Source organism: Paenibacillus sp. LBL, assembly GCF_029893715.1.
Lineage (GTDB): Bacteria > Bacillota > Bacilli > Paenibacillales > Paenibacillaceae > Paenibacillus_AQ > Paenibacillus_AQ glucanolyticus.
Window position 1 is genome coordinate 700,225 of the sequence record NZ_JARXYU010000002.1, and the last position, 17,186, is coordinate 717,410.

19 protein-coding genes and 1 pseudogene are annotated in these 17,186 nt (G+C 42.5%); 16 read left to right on the forward strand and 4 right to left on the reverse strand.

The window, feature by feature from the left end:
• Positions 1 to 271 precede the first annotated feature (271 nt).
• Positions 272 to 1,519, reverse strand: a complete 1,248-nt coding sequence (locus M2277_RS08220; RefSeq protein ID WP_466046639.1) for an MFS transporter — start codon at positions 1,517 to 1,519, stop codon at positions 272 to 274.
• Positions 1,520 to 1,806: 287 nt separating this feature from the next.
• Here M2277_RS08220 and M2277_RS08225 point away from each other — a divergent pair, with 287 nt between their 5' ends.
• The 6 genes from M2277_RS08225 to M2277_RS08250 all read left to right on the forward strand — a co-directional run bounded on the left by M2277_RS08225 (position 1,807) and on the right by M2277_RS08250 (position 6,748).
• Entirely contained in the window at positions 1,807 to 2,388 is a 582-nt protein-coding gene (locus tag M2277_RS08225; RefSeq protein ID WP_280754565.1) for a TetR/AcrR family transcriptional regulator, read from the forward strand.
• A gap of 371 nt (positions 2,389 to 2,759) precedes the next feature.
• Complete coding sequence (locus M2277_RS08230; protein WP_006210175.1) at positions 2,760 to 3,437, forward strand: response regulator transcription factor; 678 nt, start codon at positions 2,760 to 2,762, stop codon at positions 3,435 to 3,437.
• Entirely contained in the window at positions 3,434 to 4,441 is a 1,008-nt protein-coding gene (locus M2277_RS08235) for a histidine kinase dimerization/phospho-acceptor domain-containing protein (protein WP_280754566.1), read from the forward strand. The genes M2277_RS08230 and M2277_RS08235 overlap by 4 nt, the downstream gene beginning before the upstream one ends.
• Positions 4,442 to 4,524: 83 nt before the next feature.
• Positions 4,525 to 5,247, forward strand: coding sequence for an ABC transporter ATP-binding protein (locus M2277_RS08240; RefSeq protein WP_481857767.1), 723 nt, complete (start codon positions 4,525 to 4,527; stop codon positions 5,245 to 5,247).
• Positions 5,244 to 5,993, forward strand: a complete 750-nt coding sequence (locus M2277_RS08245) for an ABC transporter permease (RefSeq protein ID WP_280754567.1) — start codon at positions 5,244 to 5,246, stop codon at positions 5,991 to 5,993. Before M2277_RS08240 ends, M2277_RS08245 begins: the two co-directional genes overlap by 4 nt.
• Positions 5,990 to 6,748, forward strand: coding sequence for an ABC transporter permease (locus tag M2277_RS08250; RefSeq protein WP_280754568.1), 759 nt, complete (start codon positions 5,990 to 5,992; stop codon positions 6,746 to 6,748). The genes M2277_RS08245 and M2277_RS08250 overlap by 4 nt, the downstream gene beginning before the upstream one ends.
• Before the next feature lie 235 nt (positions 6,749 to 6,983).
• Here the strand turns inward: M2277_RS08250 and M2277_RS08255 are convergent, their stop codons facing one another.
• Positions 6,984 to 7,904 (reverse strand): PadR family transcriptional regulator, encoded by a 921-nt coding sequence (locus tag M2277_RS08255; protein WP_340463884.1) that lies wholly within the window; start codon positions 7,902 to 7,904, stop codon positions 6,984 to 6,986.
• Positions 7,905 to 8,180: 276 nt separating this feature from the next.
• Between M2277_RS08255 and M2277_RS08260 the strand changes: the two genes are divergently transcribed.
• Positions 8,181 to 8,309, forward strand: a complete 129-nt coding sequence (locus tag M2277_RS08260; RefSeq protein WP_280754569.1) for a hypothetical protein — start codon at positions 8,181 to 8,183, stop codon at positions 8,307 to 8,309.
• 81 nt (positions 8,310 to 8,390) lie between these two features.
• Positions 8,391 to 9,095 (forward strand): hypothetical protein, encoded by a 705-nt coding sequence (locus tag M2277_RS08265; protein WP_280754570.1) that lies wholly within the window; start codon positions 8,391 to 8,393, stop codon positions 9,093 to 9,095.
• On the opposite strand, the pseudogene M2277_RS08270 reads toward M2277_RS08265, so the two are convergent.
• Positions 9,072 to 9,581 (reverse strand): annotated as a pseudogene (locus M2277_RS08270) (DEAD/DEAH box helicase); the annotation flags it as partial. The gene M2277_RS08265 and the pseudogene M2277_RS08270 overlap by 24 nt on opposite strands.
• Positions 9,582 to 9,933: 352 nt before the next feature.
• Here M2277_RS08270 and M2277_RS08275 point away from each other — a divergent pair.
• From M2277_RS08275 to M2277_RS08290, 4 genes are all read left to right on the forward strand, one after another.
• Positions 9,934 to 10,500, forward strand: a complete 567-nt coding sequence (locus M2277_RS08275; RefSeq protein ID WP_280754571.1) for a phosphoglycerate mutase family protein — start codon at positions 9,934 to 9,936, stop codon at positions 10,498 to 10,500.
• A gap of 134 nt (positions 10,501 to 10,634) precedes the next feature.
• The gene (locus tag M2277_RS08280) at positions 10,635 to 11,087 is read left to right on the forward strand and encodes a VOC family protein (protein WP_006210168.1); all 453 of its coding nucleotides are present in this window, start codon (positions 10,635 to 10,637) and stop codon (positions 11,085 to 11,087) included.
• A gap of 643 nt (positions 11,088 to 11,730) precedes the next feature.
• Positions 11,731 to 12,489, forward strand: coding sequence for a protein kinase domain-containing protein (locus M2277_RS08285; protein ID WP_280754572.1), 759 nt, complete (start codon positions 11,731 to 11,733; stop codon positions 12,487 to 12,489).
• Between the two features lie 233 nt (positions 12,490 to 12,722).
• Positions 12,723 to 13,196, forward strand: coding sequence for an HIT family protein (locus M2277_RS08290; RefSeq protein WP_006210166.1), 474 nt, complete (start codon positions 12,723 to 12,725; stop codon positions 13,194 to 13,196).
• Between the two features lie 24 nt (positions 13,197 to 13,220).
• Here the strand turns inward: M2277_RS08290 and M2277_RS08295 are convergent, their stop codons facing one another.
• Positions 13,221 to 13,436 (reverse strand): hypothetical protein, encoded by a 216-nt coding sequence (locus M2277_RS08295; RefSeq protein ID WP_280754573.1) that lies wholly within the window; start codon positions 13,434 to 13,436, stop codon positions 13,221 to 13,223.
• An 839-nt stretch (positions 13,437 to 14,275) separates the two neighbouring features.
• Between M2277_RS08295 and M2277_RS08300 the strand changes: the two genes are divergently transcribed.
• The 4 genes from M2277_RS08300 (at position 14,276) to M2277_RS08315 (ending at position 17,111) form a co-directional block, all read left to right on the forward strand.
• Positions 14,276 to 14,596, forward strand: a complete 321-nt coding sequence (locus tag M2277_RS08300) for an ArsR/SmtB family transcription factor (RefSeq protein ID WP_006210164.1) — start codon at positions 14,276 to 14,278, stop codon at positions 14,594 to 14,596.
• 102 nt (positions 14,597 to 14,698) lie between these two features.
• Positions 14,699 to 16,006, forward strand: a complete 1,308-nt coding sequence (locus M2277_RS08305) for an alpha/beta fold hydrolase (protein ID WP_280754574.1) — start codon at positions 14,699 to 14,701, stop codon at positions 16,004 to 16,006.
• A gap of 12 nt (positions 16,007 to 16,018) precedes the next feature.
• Complete coding sequence (locus tag M2277_RS08310; protein WP_006210161.1) at positions 16,019 to 16,450, forward strand: hypothetical protein; 432 nt, start codon at positions 16,019 to 16,021, stop codon at positions 16,448 to 16,450.
• Positions 16,443 to 17,111 (forward strand): DUF998 domain-containing protein, encoded by a 669-nt coding sequence (locus M2277_RS08315; protein WP_280754575.1) that lies wholly within the window; start codon positions 16,443 to 16,445, stop codon positions 17,109 to 17,111. The genes M2277_RS08310 and M2277_RS08315 overlap by 8 nt, the downstream gene beginning before the upstream one ends.
• Positions 17,112 to 17,186 lie beyond the last annotated feature (75 nt).

Genomic DNA, 17,186 nt, shown 5'->3' on the forward strand with positions numbered 1-17,186 from the left:
GTGCCAGTGATTTGTGAAATTTGCGTATATGACTTCGTATATAAAGGATGGGAGATCACCTCAATGTAGTGTTTTGTTTTATCTATACAAGTTTAGTCGTGAATCAAGGACAATGATTTGTACAATTTATGCATAATGAAAACCCTTATACTAGTGTACTAATGGTAATCAATTTCTTTAGTACATTGTTTAGAACTCATCAAAAGAATACGGACATTACCGTGATCCGACAGGGAAACGGGCATCTTATTCTACACATAGGACACTTGGGTTAGGCGCCTTTGCCACCTTTGGTTATAACCCAGAATATAAGAGCAAAAGCGCTGACGGAAGCCCCAAGCACGCAAACTCCATGCCAACCATACTGTCCATAAATATGGGTCGAAGCAATGGAACCAGCAGCACTTCCGATGGAATAAAAAATCATATACCCGGCAACCATGCGACTGCGCGCCTGCGGGCGCAATGCAAAAATCATACTCTGATTCGTAACATGCACGGCCTGCACCGCCAAGTCCAGCAGAACAATACCAATGACTAAGGCAAACAGGGACTGCTCCGTGTAGCTGATTGGCAGCCAAGATAGTAATAACAGAAACAATGCAATTCCTGTCGTTCTCTGTCCATAACCTCGATCGGCTAGCTTACCAGCCTTTGCTGCAGCCAATGCACCCACGACACCCACGAGACCAAACGCCCCGATGGCAGAGTGCGAAAGGGATAGTGGCGGCGAGCTAAGAGGCAGTACTAATGGCGTCCACAACATGCTGAAAGCGGTAAAAATCAACATAGCCAAAACAGCGCGGATACGTAATAGCCGTTCTTGCAGGAACAGCATCAGTACCGACTTAAGCAGTTGAGAATAGGGAACAGTCTTTACCTTACGCTCACCATCTGGCATCACCTTATATAATGCGTAAACCATGAGCAGCATCAACGCGGCAGAAACCAGATAAACCGAACGCCATCCTGCTATATCCTTCAAAATTCCTGAAATGGTTCGCGCGAGAAGGATCCCAATCACAACTCCGCTGGTTACCATACCAACGACACGCCCTCGTTCAGCAGATGCAGCTGTGGTCGCCGCGAACGCTACAATCGTCTGCGTTACAACGGCAAGCAATCCGACCAATGCCAAACCCGCAAAGAGCATCGTGCCGGAGGAAGCAGTACCAACGATAACCAGAGCCATTATGGAGATTGCCATCTGAGCGATAATCAATCGGCGCTGGTTCAGCAAATCGCCCAGAGGCACTAGCAGCAGCAATCCCAATGCATAGAAGACCTGAGTGACGGTAATAAGAATTCCGATGATGGAATAGTCCATGTTGAACTCGTTAGACAGCTCATCGAGCAGCGGCTGTGCGAGGTAGATATTGGCAACTGACATTCCGCAAGCAACCGCAAACAACAATGTCACGTATCGAGTTAGAGGCGTACGATCAACGGACCCGGATTCAGTCGAGGTTACCGTCACCTGCGGGACATGGACCGCTTTTTCTTCTGTCATATCTTCCATTTTGGTTCATTCAACCCTTTCGATTATTATGTACTGTTCGGTATGTTAAATGGTCAAATAAATATACATCACAATTACAATTCAAGTCAACACGTATATTTTGAACGATAAGAGTATACGTAATGAATTGATATTCAACCGGATTATATAAGGGAATCTGTATTTGACAACCACAGCCGTTCATCATAAAATTAATTATACTGATTGGTAATGAAATGAAGCTGTATTCATACAAATGTGATCACAGCGTATCCACAAAAATCAAACGTAACGAGGGGTAAACCATTATGGGACGAGTCCGCGAATTTGATGAAGAGAAAGTATTAGATTCCGCGATGCAGTTATTTTGGGAAAAGGGATATGAGGCTACCTCATTAAGCGATTTGACTTCCAGAATGGGCATTCAGCGGCCTAGTATATACTCAGCCTTTGGAGGCAAGAAAGAACTGTTCGAGACCGCTCTGCGCAAATACACGATGTCGCATGCTTCCGAGGCGCGAAGCAAACTTCAAAACCAGCCATCCGTCAGGGAGGCGTTTCGAGCTTTTTTTGAGAACCTGGTTGATGAGGAATATTCCGTAAGCCGCAGCCGCGGATGCTTTTGCATCAATACGATGGTCGAGCTTGCGCCACATGATGAGAAATTTGAAATTCTGACAAAGGAACATCAGATGTACCTGGCAGTCATATTTCAAGAAACTATTGAGCGAGGCATCCAATCTGGGGAGCTTGCAAGTGGCACAGACGCGAAAGCTTTATCGCAAGCTCTCATCGTTTCGTTAATTGGGCTGACCGTCATGTTAAAATCCCGTCCGGAGCGCTCATTTATAAATAATACGATTGAGGTGACTCTTACATTGCTTAAATAAGAGGGATACTCTGTGATGGAACGTTTGAAGGTACTATCTCACCAAAGTGAATCTATCAATCGAATAGAGGACCTTCAAGAAATCAAGAAAATGGTCCCATTGAAAGTCGCTAATTTAGCGGCTTTTTGTTTTGTAGGTATAGGTTCTTGTCCCGAGTCGAGGATAAGACCGAAGATAACCGAACCGAAGCGAAGAGCTATATTAAAGATGCTGCAAAAGTTAGCGAATGAATTAACGTTAGTAATGAAGACAAGGAGGCTGCCGATTAGATTAATCAATGCTCGTAACATTGCCAACTCATTTTGTTGCCCATTTTTTAGTTTGTGTTAATCTGTCTAATAGTGAACTCCATATAGAGAGAGGGATGTTACTTGAAAAGAAACGTATTATATATTGAAGATAATGAGAAAATAGGCAGCTGGGTAAAAGAAGAATTGGAACAGCGAGGATTCTCAGTTCAGTGGCTGCTTTCTGGTGAAGGAGCCGAAAAAGAAGTAAATCAGCATGAAGTCGTTATTTTGGATATCATGTTACCTGGTTTAGACGGATTTACAGTGGGAAAACGATTAAAAAAGGCAGCTCCTGCTGTTCCTATTTTGCTGTTATCTGCTCGAACATCGATAAATGATAAGGTAGATGGTTTACAATTTGCTGATGACTATGTAACGAAACCATTCCATACGGATGAATTAGTAGCAAGATTAGAAGTGTTAATTCGTCGAAGTGGTGGAACACATTCCGAACGCATTTTATTAGGAAATCAGATTGAAGTAGATCCAGAAGTCCAAATGGTATATGACAAGCGCACAGGAGAAGAAATTATACTGACAGGGAAACAACATCAAATTTTAATGTACTTCATACGCCACCCTAATCAAGTTTTACCAAAAGAACAAATTTATGAAGCCATTTGGGAAGAAACTTATATAACCGGTGATAAAACATTAATGGTGCATATCCATCGACTGCGTCAGAAGTTGGAACGTCATCCAGATTCCCCAGAGATTATTGAAACGTTGAAAGGAATAGGTTATCGGGTGAAGCTATGAAACAAAGAAGATCATTATTTCATCGTTTTTTAAAAGGACATTTTCTATTTATCTTTTTTCCTCCCCTTGTGCTTATTTTCTTCTCTGCGTTCGTTGGGTCTTCTATCAATGGAGAAGTTCTGAGTACGTTAAATCTATTTTACGTTGTACTACTATTGTTTGGTTTTATTATTGTCGCATTTGTTGTATTATCTTGGATTTTCTTCTTGAGACTTCGTAAACGTCTTAGCGGTTTACAGGAAATCATGTCATTTTCAGCTAATCATCATTCATTTCCTAAACCAATTTCTGTTCAAAGTGATCGTATGGATGAAATAGACCAGTTGGGAAGTTCTTTTAATTGGATGATTCAGCAGCTTGAAGACAGTCGCAAGCGGGAATATGAAGAGGAATTGTTAAGACATCGACTCATTGCGAATTTGTCTCACGACTTGCGAACGCCACTTACCATTTTGCGAGGACACATTACCAGATTAAATAAAGAACCCATGAGTTTAGAAGGACAAAATTCATTAACAGAGATGAACCATACGATTACAAGAGTCGGAGATCTAATGGATGATTTGCTTTCCTATACATTGCTTACATCAGGGAAACATCCTTTTGGGCCAACTTCAACAGATATTGGACGTTTAGTAAGAGCATCTGTTGCTGCGTGGTATCCTGTATTTGAAGAGAAAGAAATGCAGATCGATGTTGACTTACCGGCAGAGGAGACTTTTTATTGGGAAGCAGATCCTAAGTGGATGACACGGGTTTTGGATAATTTATTTCAGAATATTCTTCGCCATGCAGCAGAGGGGAAATATGTAAACATTGTGGTGGATGTAGAAAAAGAACGGATCATTGTTGCAGACCGAGGTCCAGGTATGGATAACTCTTCCTATGAGCGTGGAGCAGGGATTGGCTTGTCGACTTCAAATTATATGCTGCAAAAAATGAAGCTGAAAGCTGATTTTACATCCAATGAAAAGGGCACAAAAGTAGCTATTGGTAGAGCTTAAACTAAAGTTAAACCAGAAGTAAACAGCATGATAACCGAGATGTAACTTTGAATCTTTATAATGAGTACCATAACAGAAAGGAAGTGTTATGGTTGCTTACCATTCATAACTTAGTCAAACATCGCGGAAGTCAAGAAATCTTATCAGGTATCAGTTTTAAAGCTAGACCCGGTAGAGTAACTGGTTTTTTAGGTCCGAATGGGGCAGGTAAAAGTTCTACACTTCGCATCCTGCTTGGATTAGATCGTGCCACCTCAGGAAGTGCACTAATTAATGGAAAGCCATTCGCAGAATTACATAATCCTCTAGAAACCGTAGGTGCCGCACTTGATGGATTTGGAGCTCATCGTATGCGGACAGGACGGGCACATTTGCGTTGGATTGCTCGTGCCGCAGGATTGCCTCGCTCACGTGTCGAGGAAGTTCTGGAAATCGTAGGTCTTACGAATGCAGCTGGAAAAAGAGTTGGGAAGTACTCCCTTGGTATGGGGAGAAGGCTTGGCATGGCAGCTGCACTACTTGGTGATCCCAAAATATTGATTTTAGATGAACCCGTAAACGGGCTCGACCCGGAAGGAATTCGGTGGATTCGGACATTCTTACGTGAACGTGCTGAGTCTGGAAACACGGTGTTACTATCCAGTCATCTAATGGGGGAGCTTGCAGAGACAGTTGATGATGTGGTGATTATTAAGCATGGAACAATCGTTGCAGATGGAACATTGGAAGAAGTAATAGGTAACCATTCCACGCTGGAGCAAGCCTTTTTTGCCCTGACATCTGAAAATGCAGGTGATGTTGTATGAGAGCATTCAACGCGGAACTATCTAAATTGTTCTCCCTGCCGGGTATTTGGCTTGCCTTTCTTATTGGAGCAATTGCCCCAGCGGTCATTGCTGCCTTGGACAGTACAGCACAAAAAGAGGAGATTATAGCTGGAGTTAGCACACGGCTATCGGAAGTTGGCTATATTGGATTAGCTCTTGGTGTACAAGGTGTCATCATTCTTGGTGTGCTTTCTGTCAGCAGTGAGTATCTGACTGAGAGCAGTGAATCTGGCGGAGGACAACAGATTACAACCAGTTTAACGGTTGTTTCATCAAGGCTTCATTTTTTGTTGGCAAAAGCAGGCGCTGTGACAGCAATCAGCATACTGCTTTGTATTGTTGCTATGATGACAACTGTGTCAGCAACGCATCTTATTCTTGGCGAATACACCCCTGCATTTGAAGGGTCCAAACTGCTCGGTGCAATTTGTTACTGGACATTTACTGCTCTTCTGGCATTTGGGATTACTGTTCTTACGAAGAATGGAACTATTCCGCTTGCTGTGCTCATCATAAATACATCCGTTGTATCATTCAGTTTCCTGCTTTCTAAGGTTACAAAGTTAGCATTATACTTACCAGATAGGGCTGGCATTGATATGTTTATGCTTATGAGCGACAGCTTTCTCACCCCGTTCACAGGTGGTTTAGTCATGTTTGCCTGGGTGGTCGTTATTTTTATTGCTGCAGCTATTGTTTTCCATAGGAGGGATATTGCATCATGAGTGTCTCATCGAGTAGAAAGATAACACAAATCCTTGGAGCTGAACTGGATAAATTAGTTACATTACCATTGATATGGCTCACTCTTATGGGTACATTCATTGTTAATTTAGTTTTAGCCGCAGCTTTTACTTCGGTTGGTCTGCAAGGTGCAGCAGGTACGCAAAGTATACTGAATATAGGACTTGCTTCTATGGGATATCTCCAAGCAGGATTCATTATTCTTGGGATAATAGCTACTTGTTCGGAGTATACCGGTGGACAGATTCGAACTACGTTAGCTACGATACCTTGGCGTGGGATTCAATTATCCATGAAGCATTTGGCATTGGCAATCATAACCGTTCCCGCGGCCTTTATTATTGCTGCATCCGGTGTACTATATACTTTTATGATGATGAGAGACACAGCAGCATGGATTGAAACAGACACAATGATAAAAGCATTAGCGGGTGCAACAGGCTATCTAACATTAACCACACTTCTTAGTGCAGCTATAGGTGCTCTAATAAGACGAACGACTCCTGCTTTAGTGGTACTGCTTGGCTATTATTTCATTGTCAGTCCATTGACGAGAGATTTTCTACCTAGTATTAAAAAATACTTTCCGGATACGGCAGGATACTATATGTATATGCCGCTTTCCTCTGATGAAATAAATGTCCTCACACCCATGCAAGGGACAGGTATTTCAATGTTATGGACACTGATCTTTGTTACAGCAGCTATTGTATTTTACCGTAAACGAGATGCCTAACTTTAGGGTTCCTTATTTTAACAACATAATGAAGTACTCAACCGCGTTATTATGTATGCATTTGAGGGGAAGGGAGCGGTTAAACTTTTGGCTGAAACACAGACAGACAATGTTAGCTCATGTAAACTCTTAGAGCGATTTGGAATGAAAATAGAAAGGAAAGTCCAGAGATTTGGCTCCAAACAAGAGATATTTTCTATTGAAAAATATTTCCCATAATATCTCGCCCTTCTTTCTATTTCAGAAGCCACTCTTCGGCTGCTTCTTTACTTTCATACAATCTAAAATGATTGCCTTTGTTCGTTTCCATAGCCATTTCTTTAAATCTGCCTTTTTGAATGGTCTCCTGAGGAATAATAGCAGCAGCTTTAATACCATAGTTTGTAAATTTCTGAATCATATTGCCGGCTAATTTGGTCCTGAGTTTGAAGAAGTCTTCTGATAAGGCTGCATAGTATATCATAATCGCATTTGTATCATGTTCCCAGCACAAAGAAATTAGATCAAGGGCATCATTCTCTGTACTTAATGGTTCAATAGAAGAAATCAGTTCAATATATTTTTTACTCTCTATTTCTCTAATGTGATAGTTCATTTTCTCCTCTTTCTCCACAACTTCATTCCCAAACAACTTCTGGCGGGTTTCACGGACCCAATGAAGTTCATTATTATAGGTTGATATAATGTTCTTTGAAATCATCTGCCATATTAAACTTTCCCTGGTGCTTCTGTTGGGTGTATGAAGAGCCCGTCTGTATTTCTCATTCTGCATAATCAATTGCAGTCTGATTTCATTTTCATATTTTGAGAGCACCTCATTTAATTCTTGGTTACTTAACATATCGGACCATGCAAGCTGCACCAAAAATGCTTTTTTTATCTCGGGAGCTTCTGGTGATGACACAAGCCATTTTTTTAGCTCTTTAAGTCCTTCTTCTGTGATGGAATATATTTTTTTTGAAGGAGAGTTATCCTGATGGACCACTTCACTGGTGACAAGATCTTCATTTTCCATATTCATTAGAGCTTTGTAAATTTGATTATTATTACCGGACCAATACATGAAGGAGGAATCCTCAAAAATCTTTTTTAATTCATATCCTGTTGAGGACTTCCAACTCAATATGCCTAATATGGCTAATTGGATTGACATCATTGCACCTCATTATTAGTAACATAGGTTAACAGTAACATATGTTACTGTAGTTATCAATCTAATTATCTTTAATTGTCATGCTGATAGCTAATATGCTGGCCACTGGGTAGAAGCCAAGATTAAATAAACAGCACTACAAGGCATTGTCAGGGGTTATCCAGTTGGTACATTCAAACAGTAAGTTGTGCTGAATTCACGATCATGCTGACGAATGAGCTAAAGCTTAAAGGTGAAATGTACGGAGCTAAGCCATAGCGATGCAGGGAGGATCTCCATATGGGCGAAGAAAGTGGGGACTGGATGCTGGTACCATTGTTTAGTGGAATATTTTATCCATTTATGGTTGATGAATTTCATGCTAAAGTAAAGCTCCTAATGTGTACGAAAGCAGGACAGTATAACTGACATATTACAATTAAACTGGCGACTTCGGAGTTATTAGAACAAGAGTGCTAATAACTAAATTTTCAGAAAAGGAAGAACACTTTGCCCAAGCACATAAAGATCTACGCACTAATACTTATAATTATCATATTAATAAATGCTGCGATGTACAGACATTTAGAAAACCAATCATCTGAAAAATACAATGACCTCTATTCATTGTATCAGCAGAAGAACGATTCGGCATTTGTCTATTTAGTCAAACACGCTTCTGAAACGGTGCCGCTTGCTGACACTTTAATGGCAATCAGCGAGTCGAAGGAAAATGAAGATCCTGCTAAGATACGGCAATTGATCGATAAGGCGAAGATACAAGCGGAAGAAATCGATGATCAACTATCAACATTCATTGAATTTAGCGATACCTACCTTAATAATACTGTTCCTAAGCATTTTGTTAATAACACAGCAATGACAACGGATGAGCAGCTGGACATGTTTATTCTAGCGCGTGAGGCGAGAATACGGGGGTCGTTATATGACATAAGCTATGCATATTGGAAGTCTAATCCTAAAACGATAGACATCAAGACTCGAGAAACCTTGCGCTCGCTGGCGTTGGAGCTCTATGAGTTAAATAAGACGATTACGTCGTTTAAGGATAACGACGCGGCTCACATGTTTTATCTAACGGAGAAATATAAAGCGTTGATGCTAGGGAACTTGAAACCACACCTTGAAAGATTGAAAAAGATCCAGGATCATTTTCAGGACATTAATAAGTCAAAAAAAGAAATAGACACGTAATATGAAGCGTATGGTGCTGGTACATTCAGATAAATTATCATTATCTTCATCAAAGATAGAGTTTGCATTTGAAGAGGTTAACATGGATTCAAGCAATTCTTGTTTATAACTTAAGATGCTATCAATTTTTTCTTCTAATGTATTCATATTAATGAGTTTATGGACTTGTACCATGTTTTCTTGACCTCTATGCGGTGTACACGGTCGGTGGCTTGATTCTCATCTGCGGGGTTCCACCAACGATCAAAATGTATAACATGGTTAGCTACTGTTAGGTTTCAAACCTGTTCCTCCAGCTTTCAAGGGAAGAATAAAAATCGGTGTTTGTTTGCTTTGAAAATCATCCACCATCTTGGCCCGTTCCTTCTGTAAAGTACTACCGTTCAAGAACAGAACATGGACATCAAATCTTTCAGTTAAATGTTGTTGTAATAACTCTCCCATTTTTACATACTGAGTAAAAAGAAGTACACTTTCATCTGCCTCAAGAAGTGCAGTATTGCTTTTGCTCTATTTCCTCAGGTAGATCACCTTCCAATAATCAAATAATTCACATTCACTTAACTGTCCAGGCTTTTGCATACGGTTCTATAGAACATGTACAACTGTATTTTAACTCTTGATTATTCGCCTCATTTTCCACTAGTTAGGGCCCATTTTCAGCTTTGAATGGAAGAGGGATTGCACAGCTTATGCTGAGTAATTCTTCGGGAGGGGGTATATCAGGGATCAGCAAAATTGCAGAAATGGTCATGCCGCTCTATAAGCTAAAGGGCAGGATAGCTCCATACAAGCATAGAATACCTAATATTGGATTTGATGTTATGGGGGGCGGAAAATGGAATTCATATTTATTCGGCACGGTCATGGAGAACATCTCAACGATTATCCAAATCGGTTGAATACTCTGCATCCAAGTCTTACAGAGTACGGCAAATTTCAAGTAACGCAGCTGCGAAACGAAATTAAAATGGATCCTGATAATTTAGTTCTGGTAAGTCCAACTAAACGTACAATTGAGACGGCAACTATTATAAAAAGTGGTATGGACTTCATTATTTCTCCACTTGTTGGTCCGAGAATGTATCCTCAGAACCCCGAACTCCCTTTATTAGCATGTGATCTTATCCTTTCTAAAACTGAAATTACAAATCTGTATGCAGATGCTGGAATTCTTGATTTCAATTTGGATTGCTGGAAAGAAGGGATTAATAGGATCGAACAAGAAATTTTTGAAGGATATGCTAAGCAGTTATTCGATTGGATCGGGGAAAGATATAAAAAAATATTCATTATTTCACATGATGGTACGATAACGAATTATCGAATATTGCTTGGAGAAACAGGGTTGACCCGAAAAGATTTTCTCGGTGAGACGGGGGTATATCGAATGAAGTTGTACTAGAAGGGACACGTGTTGAAACTCAAGGAGCTGGATATTTATTTTGGTGTTAATCGTTTGGAAGGAGCTAGTGATTATTGGTAGAATTAATATGAAGATGATCTGGTAATAAATTTGTACACATAAGGAGATAAACTATGGAAAAAAACAAATTACTGAGAATGGACAATGTTGGCATCGTTGTAGAATCCCTTGATGACGCAGTCTCTTTCTTTGAGGAGATCGGTTTAAAGCTCGAAGGGCGAGCTACTGTCGAAGGGGAATGGGCTGGTCGCGTAACCGGGCTGGGTTCACAGTGTGTAGAGATTGCTATGATGGTTACCCCAGATGGCCACAGCCGACTTGAACTTTCGCGATTCCTTACCCCACCTACTATATCAGATCACCGAACGGCTCCCGTAAATGCCCTCGGTTATCTGCGCGTCATGTTCACCGTGGAAGACATTGACGAAATGTTACCCAGACTCACTAAGCATGGTGCTCAGCTCGTTGGCGAAGTGGTTCAGTACGAGGACTCGTATCGGCTCTGCTACATTCGTGGACATGAAGGACTTTTAATCGGTTTGGCGGAACAACTCGGTAATAAATAAGTGACGTTTTACCTGTCGAGGGACAAGAACAATGGATCCATAGAAAGTCGCTAATTTAGCGGCTTTTTTGTTTTATCGGTACAAGTTCTTGTCCCGAATCGAGGGCAAGAACTTGTTCCAATTACCGAGTAGATAAATCTTTAACTACTTTTCACTGTTCTAATTCATTATGCTAACGGGCAGTGTAGTTCCAATAACATTTACCCTAAACTGGGTATATGTTAGGCTGGATGCATGGTTGGTGGCTGGGACTTTTTTGGAGTCAAAAGGTAAAACCACTATATTCGAGTGGAAGGATAGTGATCTATTTATGAAGTCATTCCAAACAGAGCTTCATGTGTCTTACGAAACTCGACTTGCCCGTTATGCCAATGTATCTACTGCCTTAGCGTTGCTCAGTGATGAACGGCTTCGAGAGCGAGTGGAAGATGCTACGGTTCTTGCTACTGGCATCGGTGGTACAACGGCGTTATTGCAACTTGAAGACACGTCCATCTTCGTGAAAATAGTACCGCTAACGGAACTAGAAAGACGCACTCAGAATGTTATGTCCACTGGAAACCTATTCGAACTCCCTCCGTTTTGCCACTATGGCATAGGTTCGCCAGGTAGTGGCGTTTGGCGTGAGGTCGCCGCCCATACCATGACCACCAACTGGGTGCTGGCGAAACAGTGTGAGAGCTTTCCGTTAATGTATCACTGGCGGGTGTTACAAAGTCCGAAACGACGTATGCCAATCTCTGAGGAACTGAGCGATGTTTCCCGTATGGTTGAGTTTTGGGGTTCCCAGGCAGTGCGGGATCGTATCGAGGCGATTGAGCAATCCGTGGATAGTGTAGTACTGTTCTGCGAGTACGTTCCCCATAATCTGCATGACTGGCTTACCGAACAGGTTGCTATTGGAGAGGCTGCATCCACCTCAGCGTTTGCCATGGTGGATTCCAACCTGCGGTCTGCTGTCTCGTTTATGAATGCGAATGGGTTACTACATTTCGATGTTCACTTTAGGAACGTTTTAACTGATGGACACCGTGTTTATATTTCGGACTTCGGACTTGCAACATCTTCACGCTTTGAGTTGTCCGATTGCGAATTGGAGTTTCTCGAATTGAACAAAGCCCATGATGGGTGTTATGTGGTGACAGAGTTCGTTAACTGGCTTGTAACGGTCTTAGGCAGTACAATGAATCGGACAGAACGTATAGACCTCATACGCCGATATGCTGAGGGTGACGAGTCGCCAGAGATGATGGAATCGGCAGCGGGGATTATTAAGCGGTACGCTCCAATAGCCATAGAGATGAATGATTTCTACACGAATCTCGTTGTGGAGAGCAGAGCTACTCCATTTCCAGTCGAGGAGATTCAACGAATCTGTGCAACAACTGGGTTCGAGCCGTAAGCTCATAGAGCTGTAATTGTGTAGATTACGCTCACGGGAAACGATAGTTCAACCAAGACGGCAGCCGGCCAGAAGGGGAGTTTTATTGAAATTGACTTCAAATTTTTACTAAAGAGGGAATGATCTATTTGGCAAAAACAATGTTCAACTTACGGGCAGAAAAACGCAACGAACAGAGTTTTCCTGCGCCTATTAGTTGATTGGAGAAATATGAAAGGAGTTGAATGAGAAAGATGACAGCATCATTTTCACATAAGCCCGAGGGATACGAATGTCCATTTTGTCGTGTGTGGGGTATCGAGCAACCGAATCAGGGAACAAAACAATGGGATATCATCTATCAGAATGAAAAGGCAACCGCATTTATAGCGAGCAAATGGTGGCCAAACAACAAAGGACATGTTCTTATTGTTCCTAATCAACATTTCGAGAACATCTTTGAGCTCCCGGCGGATTACGCTGTTGAAATTCACCGCGCGGCTCAGCTTACAGCGTTTGCCATGAAAAGTACATATGGATGTGATGGGATTTCTACGAGGCAACACAATGAGCCTGCTGGCAATCAAGACGTGTGGCATTATCATCTCCACGTTTACCCTAGATATGTGAATGATCAACTTTATCTGACTAAGGGTTCTCAGTCGGATCCAGATGAACGCGCTTTCTATGCTAATAAGTTACGTTCTTGGATAAAGGAAAACATATAAGGTCTAGTCATTCTTTTCTTTTTTCTATTTCTTTTTTTTGAAGAAATCGAACAAATCGAATTTGATCACATAATCAAAGAGAGAGGTAATTACAACAACTCCAAGTGGAATTATTGCGTATTCCCAAGGCGGATTATTTGGAGCTTCACCAGGGGGGGCATCAATTAAAATCTCAAAAAGGACAATACAATAAATTACGGCCAATACAATACCTGTTACGTTCCTATTTTTTTTCGGCATAGCTATTTCTAACCTCCCTTAAGATAACAGAACCTGAAAAATAAATCCTCTCATGAAAATTCAAAACTCACTATATTGTTTTGAATAAAAACCATAGATGTACGAACAAAGATCGCTATATAAATTAAGGACTTGGTCTACTTTAACATATTATAATACAGATCATTCATTTAATTTTGTAGCAGCAAGACGAATCTTTCTCCACCTTAAACAATCCACTTGAAGCGGCTCTAGAATTTTATCGAGGGACAAAAAAATATTCCATTGGAAGTCGCTAAATTGACGGCTTTTTCGAATTATCAGGCTAGCTAGAATCTTCTGGTTGGCCTTTTTTGTGGTCATTTTATATTTCGCATTCCTTAACATCGTTTGACATGGGAAGAGGCTTTTCTGAAGCTCGCCGCACTGAAACTTCAAGCGAGCACATGGTGGGGTTTGAACGAAGCAGCGTGACTTCTTACCGGCGCATTTTGCAGGATCAGGAGATAAAATCCGGGATTTAATGTGATCCAAGTATGCGCAATCGTCGTCCATGAGACGATTGTATAAAGAGAGGTTATTGGATTGATGTGGGGAAATGCGAGGTGGATACACATATATCAACTGTGAAACTGCTCTACGAACATAGGATTAAGTGAATCTTGTGGCGAATTCTCCGGGAGCATCCCGCCACAATTGAACAATGGGTAGAATAGTAAAGAAATTTGCAGCTTAGCTTGCCATTTTTACGAAAATTGCGCTAATTCCTTAAGAAGTGAAAGTTCAATTCATAAATTCATAAATATATATTGACGTATATATACATATTAATATATATTAAGTTCATGAGAACAACAACTATGCAGTTAACGTTACTTACTCTTGCCGAACCCAATCGATTCAACATCGTTGAGTTGCTAAGAAATGGGCCCAAATCGGTAGGCGAAATCGTCCAAGCGCTAGGCATCAGCCAGCCGCACGTATCCCGTCATTTGCGCATCTTGAGCGAGGCTGGAATGGTACGCTCACGGAGCAAAGCACAATTGCGAATATACAGCCTCGAAGCTGGACCTTTCCAGGAGCTGGATGAATGGTTTGATTCCTTCAGCATTCTATGGGAAGAGCGTCTCGATAATTTTGAGGAGTATATGCTGGATTACAAGAAGAAGGAGGACCAATGACAGGTATCAACAGTTTCATCGCGAGCTACATGCTGAATTACCGCGAAGTCTGGAACCAAAGGCTGGATTCCCTTGAAAACTACCTGAAAAGGATGACTGCAAATGAAAAGAAAAACTACCATTCGTAAAAACCGCGAGCGTAGAGAACTCACAGTCGAACGTAACGTTGCGATGCCTGTCCATCTGGCATGGGAAGGCTGGACGGAGCCCAAACATATTACTAAATGGTGGGGGCCAAAGGGCTGGACGACAACCGTTTACGAAATGGATGTGCGGCCAGGTGGAGTGTGGCGGTATAGTCTTCAGGCGGAAGACAATAGCGGCGAGTCGGCCTATTGCAGAGCCACCTATGACGTAGTAGAGGCACCCGGCAAACTGGTGTACATAGACACTTTTGCCGACAGCGATTGGAATATGGTTCTGGATAGCGAAATGTACACGACCGTGTTGTTCGAGGAGAAAAGCGGGGGAACACGGATAAGCATCGTAACACGATTCGCTACCAACGAACAATTGGACAACGCGGAAGCGATGGGCATGATTGAAGGATTCACCGATGCTTATGATCGACTGGAAGAATACTTAGAAACGTTAATAGGAGGCAACGACACAATGGAAACCGTTATTTCAAAAGATGGGACACACATCGCTTATACCAAACAAGGGACTGGTCCTGCAATCATCCTTATATCATCGGCGGCGGCTGACCATCAGGATGCTTCACCTTTAGCTGAGCACTTGTCTGTCAGCTTCACCGTATACAATTACGATCGTCGGGGACGAGGCCGCAGTACGGATACCTCACCCTACGAAACCGCACGTGAAGTGGAAGATATCGAGGCTTTAATTGCACTCGCCGGAGGACAGGCTTATTTGTTCGGAAGCTCATCCGGAGCCGTGTTGGCGCTTGAGGCCGCGAACTTGTTAGGAGATTCGGTTGCGAAGCTCTTCTTGTATGAACCGCCATTCATTATTAACGACAGCCGTAAACCTGTACCCAGTGACTACGTCGAACATTTGAATGCACTAATCAAAGCCGAGAAAAGGTCTGAAGCAGTCGAATATTTCGCATCTGAGGCCCTAGGCATCCCCGGAGAATACATCGGCTATATGAAAGCCGATCCTTCTTGGAACAAGATGGAGTCCCTGGCACACACACTTGCTTATGATGGCATCATTATGGGAACGACGCAATCCGGGAACACACTGCCAACCGGCAGATGGAACGTTACGGTTCCTACTTTGATTATGACGGGGGAAAACAGCGAACCGCTTTTCCATGACGCGGCACGCGCGCTTGTCGAGCTTCTACCAAAGGCTGCAGCTCATTCGCTCGCCGGTCAAGATCATTCCGCGGTTATCATGGCTCCTGATGTAGTAGCAAAAGCTGTAGCGGATTCCGAACAATAAGGAGATGGGAGCATGGCGAATCTTCAGACGCTTGATCGACTAGTCGGTTCTTGGCAAATCAGCGGCGGAGCAGAAGGAACAGTAACCTACGAGTGGATGGAAGGCGGATACTTTTTGATACAACGTGTCCATCTTTCCCAGAATGGACAAGAAGTGAAAGGGATCGAGATGATTGGGCATTTAAAACCCTTCGGCGAAAGCAAGAGTCCGGATATTCGGTCCCGATATTATGATACGTTAGGCAATACCTTCGATTATGCTTATGAGTTGGAAGGGGATTCGCTCGTCATTTGGGCTGGAGACAAGGGATCACCTTACTATTATAAAGGGACATTCCGCTCTGACGGAAACTCCCATTCGGGAGCATGGCATTATTCCGGCGAGGGAGGCTATGAATCGACGATGACGAGGGTCTCGCCAGCAGGAGGGATAGGCATTGGCTAAGCAGTGGGTCATGGTAAAATCTTTAACGGTGACGGGCTCCAGGTTTGCCCTTGCGTCGATTATCGCTGGAGGATTGTTCGTGCTTCTCCTAAGCAGCCTTCATTTGCTGGAGCCCGAATTTGACCCGACATGGCGTTTTATCAGCGAATATGCTCTTGGCGACTTTGGTTGGATGATGCACCTGGCTTTTGGGCTGCTGGCTCTTGCTCAAATCAGTGTAGCAATTACGATTTTCCCGCATATTCGCACGGTTACGGGATACATAGGACTTGTTATTCTTGGGATCAGTGCAATAGGCGTTATAATCGCGGGCATCTTCGTGACCGATCCTATCACGGTTAGTCCTGATGATGCTACATTTAGCGGCAGCATGCACTCAATCGGAGCGATGCTGGACTACACGCCGGTAGCCGCATTATTGATTAGTCTTTCGTTAAGCCGACTTGATGTTTGGCGTCCTATGAAGAGAGTGCTGCTCACTAGCGCGATTATTGCAATCGTTGCGATGCTCCTATTTGTGCTTCAAATTCCGCAAGACGGGCAATTTGGACCGGGGGTTTTGGCCGGTATGTTCGGACGATTCTTAATCTTGGCGGACATTGCGTGGCTGACTATTGTAGGGATTCATGCAACCAAGCTCGGAGCTTCTAAAAAAATGTAATCGAGGTAAAGAGCGTTTCTATGCGTATACAAGTTTACCTCACCACTTTCGTAGTGAATGTACAGCAGATGGTCA

What these genes read in the sequence shown, in the direction of transcription:
- M2277_RS08220 (WP_466046639.1), bottom strand. Translation starts at nt 1,519, where the DNA reads ATGGAAGATATGACAGAAGAAAAAGCGGTCCATGTCCCGCAGGTGACG.
- M2277_RS08225 (WP_280754565.1), top strand. Translation starts at nt 1,807, where the DNA reads ATGGGACGAGTCCGCGAATTTGATGAAGAGAAAGTATTAGATTCCGCG.
- M2277_RS08235 (WP_280754566.1), top strand. Translation starts at nt 3,434, where the DNA reads ATGAAACAAAGAAGATCATTATTTCATCGTTTTTTAAAAGGACATTTT.
- M2277_RS08245 (WP_280754567.1), top strand. Translation starts at nt 5,244, where the DNA reads ATGAGAGCATTCAACGCGGAACTATCTAAATTGTTCTCCCTGCCGGGT.
- M2277_RS08250 (WP_280754568.1), top strand. Translation starts at nt 5,990, where the DNA reads ATGAGTGTCTCATCGAGTAGAAAGATAACACAAATCCTTGGAGCTGAA.
- M2277_RS08255 (WP_340463884.1), bottom strand. Translation starts at nt 7,904, where the DNA reads ATGATGTCAATCCAATTAGCCATATTAGGCATATTGAGTTGGAAGTCC.
- M2277_RS08260 (WP_280754569.1), top strand. Translation starts at nt 8,181, where the DNA reads ATGGGCGAAGAAAGTGGGGACTGGATGCTGGTACCATTGTTTAGTGGA.
- M2277_RS08275 (WP_280754571.1), top strand. Translation starts at nt 9,934, where the DNA reads ATGGAATTCATATTTATTCGGCACGGTCATGGAGAACATCTCAACGAT.
- M2277_RS08280 (WP_006210168.1), top strand. Translation starts at nt 10,635, where the DNA reads ATGGAAAAAAACAAATTACTGAGAATGGACAATGTTGGCATCGTTGTA.
- M2277_RS08285 (WP_280754572.1), top strand. Translation starts at nt 11,731, where the DNA reads ATGACCACCAACTGGGTGCTGGCGAAACAGTGTGAGAGCTTTCCGTTA.
- M2277_RS08290 (WP_006210166.1), top strand. Translation starts at nt 12,723, where the DNA reads ATGACAGCATCATTTTCACATAAGCCCGAGGGATACGAATGTCCATTT.
- M2277_RS08295 (WP_280754573.1), bottom strand. Translation starts at nt 13,436, where the DNA reads ATGCCGAAAAAAAATAGGAACGTAACAGGTATTGTATTGGCCGTAATT.
- M2277_RS08300 (WP_006210164.1), top strand. Translation starts at nt 14,276, where the DNA reads ATGCAGTTAACGTTACTTACTCTTGCCGAACCCAATCGATTCAACATC.
- M2277_RS08305 (WP_280754574.1), top strand. Translation starts at nt 14,699, where the DNA reads ATGAAAAGAAAAACTACCATTCGTAAAAACCGCGAGCGTAGAGAACTC.
- M2277_RS08310 (WP_006210161.1), top strand. Translation starts at nt 16,019, where the DNA reads ATGGCGAATCTTCAGACGCTTGATCGACTAGTCGGTTCTTGGCAAATC.